Raw genomic sequence first — 18768 nt, 5'->3', positions numbered from 1 at the left:
CAGACCGGACAGGCTGCAGCCAATCACAGGGAGATTGTAACATGGCTGGAACGACAACAGGGACATATAGAGACCCGAATGCAACGCCCCCATTGGCACAGGCTGTGCCGCTGGGACTACAACACGTTTTGGCAATGTTTGCCTCTAACGTGACCCCGTCGATCATCGTGGCCGGTGCGGCGGGTCTGGCCTTTGGTGGGCCGGAACAGATTTATCTTATCCAGATGGCGATGCTGTTTGCCGGTATCGCGACGTTGTTCCAAACGGTGGGCATCGGCTCCGTTGGCGCACGCCTGCCGATCATGCAGGGCACCAGTTTTGCCTTCGTCGGTGTGCTGGCCGGTGTGGCCGCGACCCAAGGTCTGGGCGTGGCGCTGACCGCCTGTATCATCGGGGGCGTGATCCACTTCATCCTTGGTGCCTTCATCGGCAAGCTGCGCTGGCTGTTCCCGCCGCTGGTCACTGGTCTGGTGATCCTTGCCATTGGTCTGTACCTGATCCCTGTGGCGATCAAATACGCCGCCGGTGGTGCCGCCAAGTTCCAGATGGAGGCGGCAAGCTTTGGCTCGCTCATGCACTGGTCGGTGGCACTGACGGTGATCATTGTGGCGCTGGCCGTGAAGTTTTTCAGCAAAGGCATGCTGTCGAACGCCGCCATTCTGATCGGGCTGATCGCAGGCTATGTGCTGGCCATCATGATGGGCATGGTCAAATTTGATGCAGTCGGCAAAGCAGCATGGCTCACCAGCATCAAGCCGCTGCCCTATGGGTTCGATTTTAGCATTGGCGCCGTGATAGCAGTCACCTTGGTCTCGATCGTATCTGCGATTGAAACTGTTGGAGACGCATCTGCAACCGCCAAGGCCGGCGCAGGCCGTGACGCAACAGATGCAGAGATTCAAGGCGCAACCTACGCTGACGGTCTGGGCACTGCCGTCGCTGGTGTGTTCGGCGGGCTGCCTAACACTTCGTTCAGCCAGAACGTGGGTATCGTCGGCATGACTGGCATCATGAGCCGACACGTTGTGACCATCGCCGGTCTGATCATGATCATCTGTGGTCTGCTGCCGAAAATCGGCGCTGTGATTGCGTCGATGCCGCTGCCGGTTCTGGGGGGCGGTGTGATCGTGATGTTCGGCATGGTGGCCTCCGCCGGTCTGAACGTGCTGACAGAGGTGAAGATGAACCGCCGCAACATGGTGATCATCGCGATCTCGCTTGCGGCGGGTCTGGGGCTGAACCTAGTGCCGACAGCTGTCCAGTATCTGCCCGGTGTAGTCAAAACGCTGATGACGTCAGCTGTTGCGCCCACTGCACTATGTGCGATCGTGCTGAACTTGGTGCTGCCCGAAGAGGAGTGATCCTGCTCTGCGAGTGCGAATAAAGATGCCCCGCAAGGTGACTTGCGGGGCTTTTTTGGACAAGAAGGCTGTACGGACTTTGCCCGCGCTATAGTTTTGTCACCGCGGCAAAGCCCCCGCTGCCAGCGGCATATGACGGTTTACATCTTTGTACAGGAGATAGCGGAACGGCCCCGGTCCACCAGCATAACAGGCCTGCGGGCAAAAGGCGCGCAGCCACATGAAATCACCGGCCTCCACCTCAACCCAGTCTTGGTTCAGACGGTAAACCGCCTTGCCCTCTAAAACGTAAAGCCCGTGTTCCATCACATGGGTTTCGGCAAAGGGAATGACGCCACCGGGCTGAAAAGTCACGATGGTGACATGCATATCGTGGCGCATGTCGGTGGGATCCACAAACCGTGTCGTGGCCCATGCGCCATCGGTGTCAGGCATCGGGGTAGGGGGGAGGTCTTTTTCGTTGGTGACGATTGCCTCTGGCCTCTCCAGTCCCTCAACCGCCTGATAGGCCTTGCGGATCCAGTGGAACCGCGTGGGTGTCTTGCTGATGTTTCTCAGCGACCAGTCACAGCCCGCAGGGATATAGGCATAGCCACCTTCGCTAAGGTCATACACCGCGCCATCCAGCACCAGCTGCACCGTGCCATCAACGACAAAAATCACCGATTGTACCCCTGTATCCACCTCGGGCCGATCCGACCCGCCGCCTGGCTGAACCTCGGCAATATACTGGCTGAAAGTTTCGGCAAAACCGGACATCGGTCGCGCGATCACCCAGAAACGGGCGTCTTCCCAGAACGGCAGGAAAGAGGTGACGATATCACTGAACGTTCCTTTTGGAATCACTGCATAAGCGTCGGTAAACACCGCCCGATCGGTCAGCAGTTGTGTTTGCGGCGGCAGGCCACCAGTGGGGGCGTAATAGCTGCGGTCGGTCATAAGTCAGCCCTTTGGGAAATCGTGTGAAACATCGCGTTGCCTCATAGAACCGCGGGCGCCGCGATGATCCAAGTGCTTTCCCTTCCGGGAACGCCTGAAGCACTGCTAGGAGATTTTTGATAATCCCCATCTTGCCATTGTCATGCAGTTCTAATCATCCGTTGTGGCGCGCGTTTGGGTTATTTTCATGCGTTTCCGCCATTGTTTCTTTCGCAGATTCTGCGCTACATCTCCTTGTAAATGAGCCCGTGAGGGCCCAGCTACGCAGCACACACGCAGTCCAGAGGAAGACCAAGATGCCGCATTATCGTTCCAGGCGCTCCACCCATGGCCGCAACATGGCGGGGGCCCGTGGCCTCTGGCGTGCAACAGGCATGACGGATGATGATTTCGGCAAGCCGATCATCGCGGTCGTGAACTCTTTCACCCAGTTTGTGCCGGGCCACGTTCATCTGAAGGATCTGGGCCAGATGGTGGCGCGCGAGATCGAAGAGGCAGGCGGTGTCGCCAAAGAATTCAACACCATTGCCGTGGATGACGGCATCGCAATGGGCCATGATGGTATGTTGTATTCACTGCCGTCGCGTGAAGTGATCGCCGACAGCGTTGAATACATGGTCAACGCACATTGCGCCGACGCGATGGTTTGTATCTCCAACTGTGACAAGATTACTCCCGGCATGATGATGGCAGCGATGCGTCTGAACATTCCGGTGATCTTCGTTTCTGGCGGTCCGATGGAAGCGGGCAAAATTGATCTGGCCGATCTGGATATGAAGAAGGTCGATCTGGTCGACGCCATGGTCGCCGCTGCGGATGATAAATTCACCGACGAACAGGTGAAACACATCGAAGAAAACGCCTGCCCGACCTGCGGGTCGTGCTCGGGGATGTTCACCGCCAACTCGATGAACTGTCTGGCAGAGGCGTTGGGTCTGGCGCTGCCGGGCAACGGATCTACGCTAGCAACCCACGCAGATCGCAAATGCCTGTTCCTCGAGGCGGGTCGCCGCATCGTCGATATCACCAAACGCCATTATGAGGGCGAGGAAAAAGGCCTGCTGCCGCGCGAAATAGCGACATTTGAGGCTTTTGAAAACGCCATGTCACTGGACATCGCGATGGGGGGGTCGACCAATACTGTTTTGCACCTCTTGGCGATTGCCTATGAGGGCAAGGTGGATTTCACCATGGAGGACATGGACCGCCTCAGCCGTCAGGTGCCCTGCCTGTGTAAGGTCGCGCCTAACATTCACAACGTTCACATGGAAGACGTTCACCGTGCGGGCGGCATCTTCTCCATCCTTGGGGAGCTGTCGCGCGGCGGGTTGCTGCACAATGATGTGGCGACCGTGCATTCCTCGACCATGGGCGAGGCGATTGCGCATTGGGACATCAAGGTTGCCAACAACCCCGAAGCGTCTGAACTGTTCAAAGCCGCCCCCGGTGGCGTGCGCACCACGCAGGCGTTCAGTCAGGCGAACCGCTTCAAAGAGCTGGACACCGACCGCGAAGGTGGCGTGATCCGTTCGGTCGAACACGCGTTTTCCAAGGATGGCGGTCTGGCGGTTCTGTTCGGCAATATCGCGCTCGATGGCTGTATCGTGAAAACCGCCGGGGTGGATGAATCGATCCTCAAATTCTCTGGCCCTGCGAAAGTGTTTGAGAGTCAGGATGACGCGGTAAATGGCATTCTCACGGGCAAAGTGGCCGAAGGTGAAGTGGTGATCATCCGTTATGAAGGTCCGCAGGGCGGTCCGGGCATGCAAGAAATGCTGTACCCGACCAGTTACCTGAAATCCAAAGGTCTGGGTAAGAAATGTGCGCTCCTGACGGATGGCCGTTTCTCTGGTGGCACCTCCGGTCTGTCGATCGGCCATGCCTCGCCTGAAGCGGCAGAGGGGGGCGCGATTGGTTTGGTGGAAACTGGGGACCTGATCGAGATTGATATCCCGAACCGCACCATTAACCTTGCTGTTGCTGACGACGTATTGGACGCGCGCCGCGCCGCCAAAGGCCCGCTGCCCTGGGGGCCAGCCGAAGAGCGCCCGCGCGCAGTGTCGAAAGCGCTGAAGGCCTATGCCGCCTTCGCATCGTCCGCCGCTAAAGGTGCTGTGCGGATCCTGCCCGGCGAAGAGTAAACGCTGCGATAAATGGTGAAAAAGGCCCCGCCAGATTGGTGGGGCCTTGTCAGTCACGATGGTCACGGGCCGGTGCAAACGCTTTGTTTAGAAAGGCTTAGGCGTCTTTCGCATCCTCTCAGGCGGTGAGGCGGATGTCGATCATTTGGCGTTAGTTAAGTGAATTCGGTAAGTTCGCTTCGCGAAGGTGGATTCGCGCCAGAACGGGATACTGTTACAGATGCAGCTAAGTTGCCAAATTCTAAGGCTTCTTTGATCCGTGCGGGGTCCAAGTTGGTCAGCTTGTTCTTTGTTAGAAGGCCGAGTTCGGAGAGCTTCGCCAAAACGCCTGCATTGAAAGTATCGCCCGCACCCACTGTATCAGCAATCTTGGTGCTGATTGCCTCCGCTCTAACGGCGTCTTTCCCGGACATAAATGCATAGGCGCCATTGCCGCCGCAGGTCACGAGGACTAGTGAAGGGCCGAGCCGCAGGAGGGTTTCGGCCTTTTGCTCAAAACTGTCTTGAGTTGGAAGTAACCAGTCTAGGTCTTCATCCGAAACCTTCAAAATGTCGGTGTGTTCAATCATACGGAAGAGACGTTTTCGAAATGCCACTTCGTTACTGACAAACCCAGGCCGGATATTCGGGTCCAGCATAACCACTCTATCAGTCGAAGTTCGCAATGCGAGGTCAGTGAATGCTTCGGCGCATTTCCCCGAGATTAAGCTTATTCCGCCGAAAAAGACGCAAGAAATTTCTTCACTAATCGTCGGCAATTCGGCGCTGGAAAGTTCGCGACCAGCAGAGTTTTCATCAAAGAAGGAATATGAGGCCTGACCATCTTCCAATTGGACAAAGGCGAGTGTGGAAGGCCGGTTGCTAAAAACGAGATACTTATGATCTACGTTGGATCGTTTGAGTTCCGCGGCCAACTGTCGTCCGAAAAGGTCTCGGGAAAGGCCCGCCAAAAGCGCTACGTCGCACTCAAGCCGCCCCAGAGCGATTGCCGTATTAAACACGGCGCCGCCGCAGCGTGCAGAAAACCCCTGCTCACCATCTTGGCCGAGCATTGGTACCATATCAATCAAGGCCTCTCCGCAGCATAAAATCACGTTGCTGTTCCTCCGTGGTTTGAGAGCACCCCGCTCAAATCCCTGTATGCGTTGGCTGCGGATGGGGTTAGGGGCAACATGGCGGCTTGAAGAGAGTGGTAGAGATCTGCCTTGCCGACAAATTGCTGACTTACAACCGCACCCGAGGCATCAACCTCGGGGAACCACCCGCCCCGATCGTGGTCGATGAACAGACGGCCGGCCGCGTCCCATAGGCGATGATACCATTCCAAGTATTCTCCCGCCGGATCGTTTTTGAGAAACGCTGCGAGCACGCCAATCGCCTCAGTGACAGGCCACCAATATCTATCCCGAATTGCGGGGGAGCCGTCAAAGTTCAATGTGTAAACAAAGCCGCCGGAATCGGTATTCCATGCGTCTTGTAGTGCGGTTTGAACAAGGTAATGGGCACTTTTGTTCAATTCTGGGTCTGGCGTGGCGCTGTACTCATTGTATTGAAGCAATAGGCGGGCGAACTCGAAAGAATGGCCGGGAGTGGTGCCTTGAGGGCGAAACATTGGGTTCCCCGCGTAGTCACGGTCGATCTCCCAATTTTTGTCGTAGTGTTCCGGTATGCGCCAGTTTTCTGTGGGTGCAATTTTGCGGACAAAAAAGTCAATGATCCGCCCTGCACGCTGAAGGTATTTGGACCGGCCCGTCGCTTCATACGCCGAAAGTAATGCTTCTAAACCGTGCATATTGGCATTCATGCCGCGATAGGTTGAAATTGGTTGCCAGTCATGGGCCCACTCTTCCATGAAAAGGCCCCGCTCTTCGTCCCAGAAATGCAGGTCCAAAACACGGTCGATTTCCTCGAGAAGCTGTGGGCCGTCGCGGTGCCCAGCGGCGGTGGCACTCGCGGCTGCGAGAAGAACAAAGACATGCCCGTAAGCAAGTTTGTTTTTGTTTGCCCCCTCGCCGTTCGCTGTCGACCAGAAGAATCCTCCATTATTTGGATCACGGTGGTGCTTCGTAAGATATTCAAAACCATGATTCATCAGTTCCTCGCCCTGCGCCCAACCGGCGATCTTCGCAAGTGAGAAACAGTGAACCATTCGTGTGGTCGCGTGCAGCTCTTGAGGCGCTCCCGGAATCGGCGTCCCGTCGTGGTCAAGCGTGAAAAATCCGCCGTCAGCTCGCTGTGCAGCACTGAAAAATTGAAGCTGATTGAGCGCCTCTGATTTCAAAAATGAGCGATGCTCTTCGGACGCCAAAGCTACGGTGGTCCTGATCATATCAATTCTCTTTCTGGGGTTGTTAATCGCCGGGCGCTTCGGAGATCGGCTGTAGCACTTGGAGGTTAGAAGGGTCTTCCCCCTCGATCCTCTTCAGCAACAGCTGAGCCATATGACGGCCCGCGACGGGAAGGTCTTCGAAAATGCTCTCGACGCGTGGGCGAACGAGATTGAATAGCCCGGTTGTTTGCTTAACCACAAGCTTAACGTCGTAGACCGTTGAAAGTCCGATATCATCCATTGCGGCCATTGCTGCCAGACCGGAAACTTCCCCAGGCAATATCAAGCCGTCGGGGCGATCATCGGACGAAAACCGTGTTTCAATCGTGGATTTGATAAGTTCGGGTGAACTATCAAGGGTGGCGCCTTCAAGTATCTCGAATTGAACGCCGGACTCCCGCACGGCCGTCATGAAGCCATGTAAGAGATGCTGTCGGAACATAAGCGTTGGCGGAGGGAGTAGAATGCAAAGTTTGACAGCCCCCATTTTTATCAAGCGCTGCGCCGCCTGATATGAAAATTCGAAGTTGTCATAATCCACGTAGGGATGGGGGGTCGCAAGCTCGGTTCTGCCATGTGCGACAAAGGGAAACTGTGCTTCCGAGAGGTACTTGACTCGCGGGTCGTTCGGCTCCGTTCTTGAGAAGAGAATGCCGTCGGCCAATTGATTGCGCACGATACGGGTAATCGCCTCGTGCTCTCCGTCAATGCCGAAGTCCGGCATCACTACGAGCTTGTAGCCAGTATCCTCAAGCTCACGTGAGATCCCGCGAATGAGTGAGGTCCCAAATCCGAAAATCTCTTCGTGGGGGGGGAGAATGAGGTTGATGACCTTGGTTTTTCCGGTGCGCAGCCGTTGTGCGGCGCGATCCGGTGCGTATCCAATTTCGTCGGCGATCTTTTTGATGGCTTCTCGTGTTTCTTGTTTGATCTTCGGATCATTGGCGAGCGCGCGAGAGACGGCTCCGATGGAGAGGCCGCTCAGTTCGGCGATTCTTCTTTGTGTCGGTTTTTGGGCCTTGAATTGTTTCATCTCGCGCCGCCTTATGAGATTTCGACTTTGCACAATTTATAACGATTAAATAAGTGGTTTCAATCCCGTCAAAAGTTTCTAGGGTAATTTATCCTATTAAAACAGTTGATAATAGGATGAATCGTTCGAGCGTTGAAAAATTCAGGTGTTGACAGATGGGCAAATTTAAAAGGTTATACCTTCATAAATTTCAAGGGAGGATTGAAATGAAACAACAACTATTGGCATCAGCATCTGTCGTCATTGGACTGCTTGCGGGGTCTGCAAGCGCGTCTGATGTTGAAGTTCTGCACTGGTGGACATCGGGTGGGGAAGCGGCGGCGCTGAACGTGCTGAAGCAGGATCTGGAAAGCCAGAGCGTTGGCTGGCAAGACATGCCAGTGGCCGGTGGCGGCGGCGAGCAGGCGATGACTGTGTTGCGGGCACGTGTGACAGCAGGCAACCCGCCAACCGCCGTACAGGCATTGGGCTTTGATATTCTGGACTGGGCAGATCAGGGTGCCTTGGCAAACCTGAATAATGTGGCTGCCAAAGAAGGCTGGGACGAGGTTGTTCCTGATGCGTTGAAAGCTTTTGCAAAAGTAGACGGCAAATGGGTCTCCGCGCCAGTCAATGTGCATTCCACCAACTGGGTCTGGGCGAACAAAGCCGTGCTTGATGCCAATGGCATTGCGCAGCCAACCTCTTGGGATGAGTTTGTTTCCGCTGTGGAAGCTCTGAAAGCGGCGGGTGTGACCCCGATTGCACATGGTGGTCAGGCCTGGCAGGACGCCACTATATTTGATGCGGTCGCGATGGGCGCGCTTGGCCCGGACGGCTACAAGGCCGCCTTCATTGATCTGGACAGCGAGACGCTGGGCAGTGATGCCATGAAGACCGCGTTTGATCGCATGGCATTCATTCGTGACAATGTGGATGACAACTTCTCGGGCCGCGACTGGAACCTCGCAACAGCGATGGTGATCAAAGGCGAGGCAGGCTTCCAGATGATGGGTGACTGGGCGAAGGGCGAATTCCTGAACGCGGGCAAAGTGCCAGGCGAGGATTTCCTGTGCTTCCGTTTCCCTGGCACGGCGGAGCAGGTGACCTTTAACGCGGACCAGTTCATGATGTTTGATCAGGGCGGCGAAGTGTCCTCCGAGCAGGCGGCGCTGGCGAGCGCGATCCTGTCACCAAGCTTCCAGTCTGCGTTCAACGTGGTGAAGGGTTCTGTGCCTGCGCGTACGGATGTATCTGATGCGGACTTTGATGCCTGTGGCAAACAGGGCATGAAAGACCTCGCGGCGGCTGCTTCCAGTGGCAACCTGTTTGGTTCCATGGCGCATGGCCATGCAGCGCCAGCATCTGTGAAAAATGCAGTTTACGATGTGGTGACAGCGCATTTCAACGGCGAGTATGACAGTGAGACCGCTGTGCAGGAACTCGTGGATGCGGTTGAAATCGCTCAGTAACCCATAAGGTTTCCTTTGGGTTGTCTTCCCAGGCGGGGTCGTCACCTTAGACCCCGCCTTTGAGTTTGGCCTTTTGGCCCTCTCTCTCGTCCCTGCCATCAAGGAGGACGCGTAATGGCGCAGTCTGCCAACGCGGATCTTAAGACCCGTCTACAGAACTGGATCCCGAAGCTGGTGTTGTCACCATCGCTGGCGGTGATCTTGGTTTTCGTTTACGGCTTCATCCTGTTTTCCGTCTATCTGAGCTTCACCGACAGTCGCATTTTGCCGTCCTATGGCTGGGTCGGCTGGGAGAACTATTCCAAGCTGTGGCGTCTGAGCCATTGGGAAATCTCGCTCACCAATATGGGGATCTTCGCACTGTTGTATATCACGCTCTGTACAGTGATTGGCTTGGGGCTTGCGATCTTCCTTGATCAGAAAATCCGTGGTGAAGGCATGTTGCGCCCGCTCTACCTCTATCCGATGGCGCTGTCGTTTATTGTGACTGGCACGGCATGGAAGTGGTTTCTGGATCCGGGCATCGGCCTAGAAAACGTGATGCACACTTGGGGCTGGGAAAGTTTCAAGTTTGATTGGATTAAAAACCGCGACTACGCGATTTACACTGTGGTGCTGGCGGCGGTTTGGCAAACCTCGGGCTTTGTCATGGCGATGTTTCTGGCCGGGCTGCGCGGCATCGACAATGAAATCCTGAAAGCCGCACAGATGGATGGGGCCAGCAACTGGAACCTCTATCGCCGGATCATCATTCCGCAGCTGCGCCCGGCGTTTCTGTCGGCTTTTGTGATCCTGAGCCATCTGGCGATCAAAACCTTTGATCTGGTGATCGCTCTGACAGGCGGGGGGCCGGGGCGGGCCACGGAGCTGCCTGCGACTTTCATGTACTCCTATACGTTCACGCGCAACCAGATGGGGATCGGATCGGCCTCGGCCACGATCATGCTGATGGCGATTGCCGCGATTATGGTGCCTTACCTCTATTCTGAACTGCGGGAGAAACGTTGATGTCTGTGGCCACACAAGATACCGCTATTCGCACCGGACGCGTGACCCGCACGCTGATCTATGTGGTGCTCATCCTCTTTGCCCTGTTCTATCTGCTGCCGCTTTACGTGATGCTGGTGAACTCGGTGAAGCCGCTGGATGAAATCACCGGTGGGGGCATGATGAGTCTGCCCGATGCCTTTACGATTGAGCCCTGGAAACAAGCCTGGGCCAGCGCACAGATCGGGGTGGAGCCAACGGGCCTGAAACCCTATTTCTGGAACTCCATCAAAATGGTGGTGCCTGCGGTCGCCATTTCCACGGTGTTGGGCGCGCTGAATGGCTATGTGCTGACGAAATGGCGTTTCAAAGGGGATACGATCCTCTTTGGCCTGATGCTGTTTGCCTGCTTTATCCCGTTTCAGATCGTTCTGATCCCGATGGCGCGGATGCTGGGGCTGATGGGACTGGCGGGATCGACCTATGGGTTGTCCTTTGTACACATCGTCTTTGGGATCGGCTTCACCACGCTTTATTTCCGAAACTACTATGCGGTGTTTCCAACCGAGTTGATCCGGGCGGCGCAGATTGATGGGGCAGGGTTCTTCCATATTTTCTGGCGTATCCTGTTGCCAAGCTCTGGCCCCATCGCGGTGGTCAGCGTGATCTGGCAGTTCACTAACATCTGGAATGACTTCCTGTTTGGGGCCTCTTTTGCCGATGCGAGCAGCCAGCCGATGACGGTGGCTCTTAACAATCTCGTGCAGTCCTCAACGGGCGTCAAAGAATACAACGTGCATTTCGCAGGGGCGATCCTCGCGGCAATGCCCACTCTCTTCGTCTACATCGTGGCCGGCCGGTATTTCGTGCGCGGTCTGATGGCGGGCTCTGTAAAAGGATAAGACTTCATGGGCTTTCTCGACATTGACAACGCAACCAAATCTTATGGTTCTGTCGAAGTGCTGCACAATGTGGACATCTCCGTGAAGGAGGGTGAGTTTCTTGTACTGGTGGGACCGTCCGGCTGTGGCAAATCCACCCTTCTGAACATGATCGCCGGGCTGGAGGACATCACCAGCGGTGAGATCCGCATCAAGGATCGCGCCATGAACGGGGTGCACCCGTCCAACCGCAATATCGCCATGGTGTTTCAGTCTTACGCGCTCTACCCCAATATGACCGTTGGCCAGAACATCACCTTTGGCCTTGAAATGCACGGTGTGCCAAAGCCTGAGAGGCAAAAGGCCATGCGGGAGGTGGCCAAGCTTTTGCAGATTGAGCAGTTGCTGGATCGCAAGCCCGGCGCACTGTCTGGGGGGCAGCGGCAACGGGTCGCCATGGGGCGCGCATTGGTGCGGGATCCAGATGTGTTCCTGTTTGATGAGCCGCTTTCAAACCTTGATGCGAAACTGCGTGTGGATATGCGCACGGAGATCAAGAAGCTGCATCAAAAATTGGGCACTACCATTGTTTATGTGACCCATGACCAGATTGAAGCGCTGACTCTGTCGACGCGGATTGCTGTGATGAATGGTGGCTATGTGCAGCAATTGGGCACCCCGCAGGAGATCTACGATCAACCGGCCAATATCTTTGTCGCGACCTTTATGGGATCGCCGGCCATGAATGTGATCCCCGCAAAGGTGGTGATGCAGGAGGGGCGTCCGGCGGCGCAGATTGAGCTGCCAGATGGCAGTGCCGCGGTATTGCCCTTCAGTCAGGACAATTTGGTCAGCTATGAAGGGCGGGAGATCCTGCTGGGCATTCGACCAGAGACCATCACCGATCCTGACAGTGCGGATCGCAAATCCAGCAATATTGCAGAGCTGACCAATCGCATTGATGTGACTGAACCGGCTGGGTCAGATACCTTTGTGTCAATGCAGCTTGGCGGGCGCGATGTGATTTCACGCATGCGGTCTGATGTGCCGGTGCAGCCCGGAGAGATGTTCACCTTTGCCGTAAATATGGAAAAGGCCGTGGCCTTTGATCCTCAGACGGAAGAGCGCATTCAACAGTCCCTAGCATAGCGCGACCGCGGAAGAACCGCTTTAACACGATGACAATGCCCTTAGCGTATTTGCGCTCTAGTGTCTGTCATCGTGACGTGGCCCCTTTGTGATGGGGGATCTTGGGGGGCTGCGCCGCGTGATGCAATCAGCGTTCGTAATGCGCATCTGTGTTCTGGTGCCATCGCCAGGCGTCGCGGATCATGTCGGAAAGGTTCGAACGGGTGGGTGTCCAGCCCAGTTCAGTGACCGCACGGCTGGAGCCCGATACGAGTTTGGTGCAATCACCCGCGCGCCGGTCACCTTCGGTATAGGGGACCGCTTTGTTGGTCACGGATTGGGAATGATCGATCACTTCGCGTACGGAAAAACCATCACCGGTGCCGAGGTTGAAGACACGGCTGCCCTTGCCGTCTTGCAGCCATTTCAGGCCCAAAACATGCGCCTCTACCAGATCCATAACATGGACGTAGTCGCGGATGCAGGTGCCGTCGGGCGTGTCATAGTCGGTGCCAAAAACGGTCAGCGCAGCGCGTTTGCCCTCAATTGCGTCCAGCATCAGCGGGATCAGGTGGGTTTCGGGCTGGTGGAACTCGCCCACCTCAGCCGCTGGATCGGCGCCGGCGACGTTGAAGTAGCGGAAGATCACATGGTTTAGCCCGTCACTCGCGGCAAAGTCCTGCAGCATCTGCTCAATCGCCAGTTTCGATCCGCCATAGGCGTTGATGGGCATTTGCGGCGTGTCTTCGTTCAGGACCACGTTGTCCTGATCGCCATAAGTCGCGCAGGTGGAGGAGAAGACGAAGTCTTTGCACTCAGCTGCCACCGCTGCCTCAATCAGGTTCAGCGCGCCAGTGACGTTTTCGCGCCAATAGCGGCCGGGCAGTTGCATCGACTCGCCCACTTGCGACAGCGCGGCGAAGTGCATGACGGCAAGGGGCTGGTATTCGGCGAACACTTCATCCAGACGGGTGCGGTCCAACAGATCGCCCTTGGCCAGCGGGCCGAATTTCACCGCCTGTTCCCAGCCGGTTGAACAGTTGTCGAAGGTGACGGGGGTGAAACCGTTCGCGGCCAGAACCTTGCAGGCGTGTGACCCAATGTAGCCCGCGCCGCCGGTTACCAGAATATTGGTCATTCAAATCTCTCCACTTCTAAAAATCACTTGTCCGAAAGTGTGACGGCATAGGCAAAGTTTGCGGTCTGACCGGCGCCCAGTATGACGGTGTCGGGGCGGTCGATCAGCGCAGGACCGCCGCCTGCTATTGCCGCAGTTCCGTGCCAAGGTTCAAGGCAGATATACGGCGCTCCTGGTTTCTGCCACAGCGCAAAATTGGGCAGCCCCTGCCACTGAAATCGCAGGCTGGCACCTGTGGCGCTGAGGGTCAGGCCATTGCCAGCACCGGCGGGAAACAGCATCGCGTCATCGATGTATTGCGTAGGGTCCAGCGTCAGGCGTCCGTCACGGAAAGGGGAGGGTAGTGGGGCATCCATCAGAAGCCCGTCACTGTTGATCCGGAAAAGTGGTGGTTCGCCTTGATTGTTCAGTTGCACTTCATGTGCACCTGTGGCCCCCGGCAGGGGCCATGTAAAAGCTGGGTGAAAGCCAAAGCCGAAGGGCATTGCGCGGTCGCTGCGGTTTTCCACCTCTGCCGTCACAGTGAGCGTGGCGCCGTCGATCTGGTGGGTGATGCGCAGGGCAAATTCAAACGGGTAGATCGCGCGGGTGTCCGCATTGTCGGTCAGTTCAAAGGTGCAGTGTGTTTCGCCTGTTTCTACCAGCGTAAATTCGGCGCGGCGGGCAAAGCCGTGTTTGGGCATGGTGGCGGTGAAATCGCCGATGGCGATCTGATCGTCTGGCGCGGCGCCCACAATGGGGAATAACACAGGTGACCGCCCAGACCACCATGCGGGATCGCCCTGCCACAGCCAGTCGCGACCTTGGCGATCGCGCAGAAACTGTGTTTCCGCGCCCAAGGGGCTGACGCCGACGGTCACGTGTTCGTTGTGGATTTGGATCAGGTCGGTCATCTGTGGTGGCCTTGTCCTGTGGGATGTCCCGTGGAATGTCGGTGACATCAGTTTCACACCACAGAGTGCCGTTCAATCAAAAAGGGCGCGGCGGCCGTGCCCTTTCTGTTGCCGCGTGTCAGCTTGCCTGTTCCTGATACATTTTGTTGCGGCTGCTTCAGCAGTGGTAGAGTATGAGAGCAGCGCAATCAGATAGGCGGTCGGTCGGGTTGAACGACTGGCGGCGCGGCGGGTTAATTGACCACCTCTATCATTGCTTTCATATGCGGGTGGAAGGCGCAGAAATAGCTGACCTCCATGTCCGCTGTGACGGTGATCTCTGCTGACTGACCGCTGCTCAGCTCTCCGGTCTCCCAGCCAAATTCATCTGCGGTGGCTGTGTGTGGGGCAAGGTCGTGATTGGTCCAGCGGATCACATCGCCCAGCCGTACCCGCAACACCGCCGGTTCAAAGGCAAAGGCGCGGATGGCCACGTCATGCAGCTGTGCACCGCTTGCCCGTGTGTTCTGGACCTGAAGCGGGATGGCCGCAGTTGCGACCATCCCCCCCAGCAGCTGGCGGCGGGTGAAGACGCGGGCCATCACTGCAAAGCCTTAACCATCATTTCAGCGTGCTTTTCATGGGCTTTGAAAATCTCCAACCCTTCTTTGAACAGCGCGCGGACTTCGTCGTTATCGATGTTGGGGATCATCGTTCCCTCGACCAGCTCGTTCACGGCCTGATGATAGGCCAGTTCGTTGGCGGCATAGGCCTTATCAAACTCCGCTCCGCGCAGTTTGACGAAACCGTCGATGATCTCTTCAGCGTTTTTGTTCAGGGTCTGGCTGAAGGCATTGTCCTGCGCCTCTGCTCCCAGTTTGGCCAAGAGGCCCAGTGCGGCCTCGTTGACTGCGGTGTGGTCGCGGATCATGGTGCGGGCAAATTCGTGCACCTCTGGGTTTGTTGACAGGGCCAGCGCCAGATGAGCGTAGCGGATATCGATGTTATCGGCTGTATAGGCGATATGGGCGTATTCCAGATCGTTCATCGCGGCCACATCTTGTGCAGAGGATTGGCTGGCCATAAGGCCCAAAACAATGGCGGCGGTGGTGAGTAGCGTTTTCATCTTTCTTCTCCCTTTTTGTGTCTTAATGGTGTCTTGGGTCCAGTATCGGCAGGGATCTGAGATTCTGAATGCCCGTTCGTGCACAATTCTGTGCAGATCGTTCAGCGCGCTGTACATGCGGCGGGGCGGGAGTATGGTGATCTTATGCTGGACCTGCTGAGTGATATCCTGACCAATCTGTCGATGCGCGGAACGATCTATTTCCGCACCTCTTTCACCAAGCCGTGGGGCGTTGGTGTGCCAGCCTATGAAAATGTGGCGCGGTTCCATTTCGCTCATCGCGGTCAATGTATGCTGCGCGTCGATGGTGTGGCGGAGCCGGTTTTGTTGTCCCAAGGCGATTTGGTGATTATCCCGCATGGGGCGTCCCATGATCTTTATTGTGGCCATGCGCCCGACGAAACGGTGATGCCGCTTGATCGGGTTTTGGAGGCGTCGGATTATGATGGTGCGGGTGTGTTGGTCTACGGCGGGGAGGAACCTCAGAGTGAGACACAGCTGATCTGTGGTCACTTTTCATTTGACCCCAAGGCGCGGCATATCCTGATGGAACGGCTGCCGCCCTACATCCATTTACGGAATTATGGCGAGGCTGCGGGCCGCTGGCTGGAGGCGACGCTGCGGATGATCGGCGATGAGGCAGGTGGGGCCAAGATGGGCGGCGATCTGATCGCATTGAAGATGTCGGAAACCATTCTGGCGCAGGCAATTCGGTCCTTTATCGAAGGGGGCGCTGCGCCCGATTGGGGCCTTGGCGCGTTTTCGGACAACCACATCAGCCGCGCTTTAGATGCCTTTCACAAAGCCCCGCGTGAGGGGTGGACGGTCGAGTCTCTGGCGCAGGTGGCGGGCATGTCACGCACCAGTTTTGCAGTGCGGTTTCAGGCGCTGATGGAGATGACGCCGCTGGAATATCTGACCCGCTGGCGAATGGAGATTGCCAAAAAACAGTTGTTGCAATCCGGCACCTCGCTGACTGACGCGGCCGAGAGTGCGGGCTATGCGTCCGATTCCGCCTTTAGTCGTGCGTTCAAGAAAGAGGTGGGGCTGACGCCAGCTGAATTTCGTAAGTCGGAAATGCTGGTGCGTTCATGATTTTGAACGATCTGCGTGACATGCCGTACCCTCAGGCATGTATTGAACGCACTCTCGCCGTCTAACCTTATCCTATAACCCGCGCAGTTCGGCGCGAGCAAAGAGGATAAGACCCATGTTTCCACGTTTCATCACCAAATCCATCCATGCCTATCTGGACTATCCTGTCGCCCTTGGGCTGATCGCGATGCCGTTCCTGTTTGGTTTGGGCGCAACCAACCCCTTGGCCTTTTGGCTGTCAGTGATCACGGGCATCGCTGCCTTTGGACTGACGGTTTTGACCGACCACCATCTGGGGCTGATCCGCGTGCTGCCTTATACACTGCACCTGACCGTCGACGGGCTGGTCGGTATCACCTTTGTGAGTGCACCGCTGGTGCTGGGCTTCGCCGGATTGGACTATTGGTATTATACTGTGCTGGGCTTGACCGTTTTGGCCGTTGTCGGTCTGCATCAGCCAGAGGATCAGACAAGCACCGTATGAGAGACGGATTAATGGAATCGAGAAGGGCCGCCTAAGTGCGGCTCTTTTGCTGTTTAAAAGGCGGCAATTACAGTTGGCACACAAAATGAAGGCATGTTTGTGGAAAGTTCAGCGGGCGTCTTTGAAATCTGACGCTTGGAAATAGTTTGTCAGTTGAATGTTTCATTGAATGAAGTATTGTCAGGGCTTGTCTAAGAGCGTGCGCCGATGAAATGTGAACAGATTCCTACCTACGATCCCAAAGAAGATGCCACCCTCAGCCCTGAAATTAGGGCGCTGTTGGGGGTTGATGCGATCTACAATCGTATTCTTTCTGCGATTGAGGAAATAACCTATGATGACGGTTTGTCGGATGCGGCACGACGTCTGATTATCCGGCTGGAGGCGCCGATGCGTCTGGGCGATCTGGCGCGGGCGTCGAATGTGTTGCCCTCGACCCTGACGGCCTTGGTCGATCTGCTGGTCGCCGAAGATCTGGCCGTGCGCAATCCTGATCCAAACGACCGCCGCGCCTGCCTGTTGTCATTGACCGAGGCCGGACACGCTCGTCGCGCCGAAATGGCGCAAAAAGCCAGCGAAGTTTTTCACACAGTCACCGGGTTCAATCCCAAAGAAACAGCCGTTTTTGCTGAATTAACGGACAAAGCACGCCGCAACTTGCACGAAACGCTCTCGAACAGGAGTCGCAAATGAATATCCTCCCCACTGTTGCCCCCCGACTGGGCGCAGCATTTGTTTTAACCGCTGCGTTGAGCGGTTTTGTTGCCCTTGCTGGGGCTGCGATGGCCCAAGAGGACAGTCCGGCAGAAATCATTCGCCCGGTTAAATTGCTGACGGTGGAAAATACCTCTGGTGACATCACCCGGCAGTTCTTTGGTCAGGTGGTGGCGCGTCAGACGGTGGATCTGGCGTTTCAGGTTGGTGGTCAAATCGTCGAATTTCCGGTGATCGAAGGTCAGATCGTGCCCAAGGGCGGCTTGATTGCCAAACTGGATCAGGAACCTTTCACCCTGCAGCTGGATCAGACCAGCCTGCAATACGATCAAGCCAAGCGGACGCTGGACCGTCTGTCGAAACTGACCGGTTCTGCGGTGTCCGAGGTGGTGGTGCAGGACACCGAAACCCAGGTGGGTTTGGCGCGGATTGCGCGTCGCAATGCGGAATATGCGCTGGAACATGCGACTCTGTCCGCGCCTTTCGACGCGCTGGTGGCCACCCGAAACGTGGCGAATTTCACCACCGTTGGCGCAGGGACGCCGATTGTGCGCCTGCATGACATGTCAGATCTGCGGATTGAAATTGATGTGCCCGAGGTGCTGTTCCAACGTGCTGGCAGTGACACGGCTGTCACACTGATGGCCCGTTTCCCCACTGGCGATACCCTTTATCCGCTGGCGATCCGCGAATATGTGGCCGAAGCTTCGACAATCGGGCAAACCTTTCAGCTGACCCTTGGTCTGGAACGCCCCGACGGGTTGACCGTTCTGCCCGGGTCTTCTGTCACGGTTCTGGCCACGGTAGCGCAGGACGGCGGTGCGGTGATCTTGCCTGCGACCGCGATCGATATCGCCAACGACGGCAGCACGCAGGTCATGGTCTTTACTCTGTCCGACAATGAGGACGAGGCTGCTGCTGGTATAGGCCGTGTCAGTGCCCGTGCGGTAGAGGTGACCACCACGCGAGATGGAAAGATCGCGCTGGTTTCTGGTCTGGAGACGGGTGAGGTGATCGTGCGTTCCGGCCTGCCGTCACTGAATGACGGCCAACGGGTCCGTCGTTTCATCGGTTTCCCGGACTAAGGGG

Annotated in this window: 18 protein-coding genes; 10 read left to right on the top strand and 8 right to left on the bottom strand. The window is 56.4% G+C overall.

From position 1 onward, the window contains the following. Positions 1-41: 41 nt before the first annotated feature. Positions 42-1361, top strand: a complete 1320-nt coding sequence (locus tag MHM86_RS16070) for a uracil-xanthine permease family protein (protein ID WP_239201350.1) — start codon at positions 42-44, stop codon at positions 1359-1361. 99 nt (positions 1362-1460) lie between these two features. Here the strand turns inward: MHM86_RS16070 and MHM86_RS16065 are convergent, their stop codons facing one another. Next, positions 1461-2300 (bottom strand): bifunctional allantoicase/(S)-ureidoglycine aminohydrolase, encoded by an 840-nt coding sequence (locus MHM86_RS16065; RefSeq protein WP_239201348.1) that lies wholly within the window; start codon positions 2298-2300, stop codon positions 1461-1463. Positions 2301-2596: 296 nt separating this feature from the next. Here MHM86_RS16065 and ilvD point away from each other — a divergent pair, with 296 nt between their 5' ends. Then, complete coding sequence (gene ilvD, locus MHM86_RS16060; protein ID WP_239201346.1) at positions 2597-4441, top strand: dihydroxy-acid dehydratase; 1845 nt, start codon at positions 2597-2599, stop codon at positions 4439-4441. A gap of 155 nt (positions 4442-4596) precedes the next feature. Here the strand turns inward: ilvD and MHM86_RS16055 are convergent, their stop codons facing one another. Genes MHM86_RS16055 through MHM86_RS16045 form a run of 3 tightly spaced genes read right to left on the bottom strand, consistent with a single transcriptional unit; the run spans position 4597 to position 7803 of the window. Further along, positions 4597-5535 carry a carbohydrate kinase gene (locus tag MHM86_RS16055; protein WP_239201344.1) on the bottom strand — a complete coding sequence of 313 codons (939 nt, stop codon included), beginning with the start codon at positions 5533-5535 and terminating at the stop codon, positions 4597-4599. After that, positions 5532-6770, bottom strand: coding sequence for an AGE family epimerase/isomerase (locus MHM86_RS16050; protein ID WP_239201343.1), 1239 nt, complete (start codon positions 6768-6770; stop codon positions 5532-5534). Before MHM86_RS16050 ends, MHM86_RS16055 begins: the two co-directional genes overlap by 4 nt. A gap of 22 nt (positions 6771-6792) precedes the next feature. After that, the gene (locus tag MHM86_RS16045) at positions 6793-7803 is read right to left on the bottom strand and encodes a LacI family transcriptional regulator (protein ID WP_239201341.1); all 1011 of its coding nucleotides are present in this window, start codon (positions 7801-7803) and stop codon (positions 6793-6795) included. Between the two features lie 206 nt (positions 7804-8009). Between MHM86_RS16045 and MHM86_RS16040 the strand changes: the two genes are divergently transcribed. The 4 genes from MHM86_RS16040 (at position 8010) to MHM86_RS16025 (ending at position 12271) form a co-directional block, all read left to right on the top strand. After that, positions 8010-9254, top strand: a complete 1245-nt coding sequence (locus tag MHM86_RS16040) for an ABC transporter substrate-binding protein (protein WP_239201339.1) — start codon at positions 8010-8012, stop codon at positions 9252-9254. A 114-nt stretch (positions 9255-9368) separates the two neighbouring features. Then, positions 9369-10262 (top strand): carbohydrate ABC transporter permease, encoded by an 894-nt coding sequence (locus tag MHM86_RS16035; protein ID WP_239201333.1) that lies wholly within the window; start codon positions 9369-9371, stop codon positions 10260-10262. Beyond that, entirely contained in the window at positions 10262-11143 is an 882-nt protein-coding gene (locus MHM86_RS16030; RefSeq protein WP_239201331.1) for a carbohydrate ABC transporter permease, read from the top strand. The genes MHM86_RS16035 and MHM86_RS16030 overlap by 1 nt, the downstream gene beginning before the upstream one ends. Before the next feature lie 6 nt (positions 11144-11149). After that, positions 11150-12271 carry an ABC transporter ATP-binding protein gene (locus tag MHM86_RS16025; protein WP_239201328.1) on the top strand — a complete coding sequence of 374 codons (1122 nt, stop codon included), beginning with the start codon at positions 11150-11152 and terminating at the stop codon, positions 12269-12271. 127 nt (positions 12272-12398) lie between these two features. Here the strand turns inward: MHM86_RS16025 and galE are convergent, their stop codons facing one another. From galE to MHM86_RS16005, 4 genes are all read right to left on the bottom strand, one after another. Beyond that, positions 12399-13388, bottom strand: a complete 990-nt coding sequence (gene galE, locus MHM86_RS16020; protein WP_239201327.1) for a UDP-glucose 4-epimerase GalE — start codon at positions 13386-13388, stop codon at positions 12399-12401. Positions 13389-13411: 23 nt separating this feature from the next. Beyond that, positions 13412-14281, bottom strand: coding sequence for an aldose 1-epimerase family protein (locus tag MHM86_RS16015; RefSeq protein ID WP_239201326.1), 870 nt, complete (start codon positions 14279-14281; stop codon positions 13412-13414). Positions 14282-14514: 233 nt separating this feature from the next. Continuing rightward, the gene (locus tag MHM86_RS16010; protein ID WP_239201325.1) at positions 14515-14862 is read right to left on the bottom strand and encodes a cupredoxin family copper-binding protein; all 348 of its coding nucleotides are present in this window, start codon (positions 14860-14862) and stop codon (positions 14515-14517) included. Then, the gene (locus MHM86_RS16005) at positions 14862-15386 is read right to left on the bottom strand and encodes a DUF4142 domain-containing protein (RefSeq protein WP_239201324.1); all 525 of its coding nucleotides are present in this window, start codon (positions 15384-15386) and stop codon (positions 14862-14864) included. The genes MHM86_RS16010 and MHM86_RS16005 overlap by 1 nt, the downstream gene beginning before the upstream one ends. Before the next feature lie 90 nt (positions 15387-15476). Between MHM86_RS16005 and MHM86_RS16000 the strand changes: the two genes are divergently transcribed. From MHM86_RS16000 to MHM86_RS15985, 4 genes are all read left to right on the top strand, one after another. Further along, positions 15477-16481 carry an AraC family transcriptional regulator gene (locus tag MHM86_RS16000; RefSeq protein ID WP_370644202.1) on the top strand — a complete coding sequence of 335 codons (1005 nt, stop codon included), beginning with the start codon at positions 15477-15479 and terminating at the stop codon, positions 16479-16481. A gap of 115 nt (positions 16482-16596) precedes the next feature. Next, entirely contained in the window at positions 16597-16965 is a 369-nt protein-coding gene (locus tag MHM86_RS15995) for a hypothetical protein (protein WP_239201322.1), read from the top strand. Positions 16966-17172: 207 nt separating this feature from the next. Next, the gene (locus tag MHM86_RS15990) at positions 17173-17658 is read left to right on the top strand and encodes a MarR family winged helix-turn-helix transcriptional regulator (protein ID WP_239201321.1); all 486 of its coding nucleotides are present in this window, start codon (positions 17173-17175) and stop codon (positions 17656-17658) included. Next, positions 17655-18764 carry an efflux RND transporter periplasmic adaptor subunit gene (locus MHM86_RS15985; protein WP_239201320.1) on the top strand — a complete coding sequence of 370 codons (1110 nt, stop codon included), beginning with the start codon at positions 17655-17657 and terminating at the stop codon, positions 18762-18764. The genes MHM86_RS15990 and MHM86_RS15985 overlap by 4 nt, the downstream gene beginning before the upstream one ends. Positions 18765-18768: the final 4 nt, after the last annotated feature.

Source organism: Thalassobius sp. Cn5-15 (assembly GCF_022347685.1).
GTDB lineage: Bacteria > Pseudomonadota > Alphaproteobacteria > Rhodobacterales > Rhodobacteraceae > Thalassobius.
The sequence above is the reverse complement of the archived record's forward strand: the minus strand, read 5'-3'. Positions and strand labels throughout refer to the sequence as shown.

Bases quoted from the DNA above. Each gene is read 5' to 3' on its own strand.
- MHM86_RS16065 (WP_239201348.1), bottom strand. From the start codon at position 2,300: ATGACCGACCGCAGCTATTACGCCCCCACTGGTGGCCTGCCGCCGCAA.
- MHM86_RS16040 (WP_239201339.1), top strand. From the start codon at position 8,010: ATGAAACAACAACTATTGGCATCAGCATCTGTCGTCATTGGACTGCTT.
- MHM86_RS15985 (WP_239201320.1), top strand. From the start codon at position 17,655: ATGAATATCCTCCCCACTGTTGCCCCCCGACTGGGCGCAGCATTTGTT.
- MHM86_RS16050 (WP_239201343.1), bottom strand. From the start codon at position 6,770: ATGATCAGGACCACCGTAGCTTTGGCGTCCGAAGAGCATCGCTCATTT.
- MHM86_RS16035 (WP_239201333.1), top strand. From the start codon at position 9,369: ATGGCGCAGTCTGCCAACGCGGATCTTAAGACCCGTCTACAGAACTGG.
- MHM86_RS16030 (WP_239201331.1), top strand. From the start codon at position 10,262: ATGTCTGTGGCCACACAAGATACCGCTATTCGCACCGGACGCGTGACC.
- MHM86_RS16005 (WP_239201324.1), bottom strand. From the start codon at position 15,386: ATGAAAACGCTACTCACCACCGCCGCCATTGTTTTGGGCCTTATGGCC.
- galE (WP_239201327.1), bottom strand. From the start codon at position 13,388: ATGACCAATATTCTGGTAACCGGCGGCGCGGGCTACATTGGGTCACAC.
- MHM86_RS16045 (WP_239201341.1), bottom strand. From the start codon at position 7,803: ATGAAACAATTCAAGGCCCAAAAACCGACACAAAGAAGAATCGCCGAA.
- MHM86_RS15990 (WP_239201321.1), top strand. From the start codon at position 17,173: ATGAAATGTGAACAGATTCCTACCTACGATCCCAAAGAAGATGCCACC.
- MHM86_RS15995 (WP_239201322.1), top strand. From the start codon at position 16,597: ATGTTTCCACGTTTCATCACCAAATCCATCCATGCCTATCTGGACTAT.
- MHM86_RS16015 (WP_239201326.1), bottom strand. From the start codon at position 14,281: ATGACCGACCTGATCCAAATCCACAACGAACACGTGACCGTCGGCGTC.
- MHM86_RS16070 (WP_239201350.1), top strand. From the start codon at position 42: ATGGCTGGAACGACAACAGGGACATATAGAGACCCGAATGCAACGCCC.
- MHM86_RS16025 (WP_239201328.1), top strand. From the start codon at position 11,150: ATGGGCTTTCTCGACATTGACAACGCAACCAAATCTTATGGTTCTGTC.
- MHM86_RS16010 (WP_239201325.1), bottom strand. From the start codon at position 14,862: ATGGCCCGCGTCTTCACCCGCCGCCAGCTGCTGGGGGGGATGGTCGCA.
- ilvD (WP_239201346.1), top strand. From the start codon at position 2,597: ATGCCGCATTATCGTTCCAGGCGCTCCACCCATGGCCGCAACATGGCG.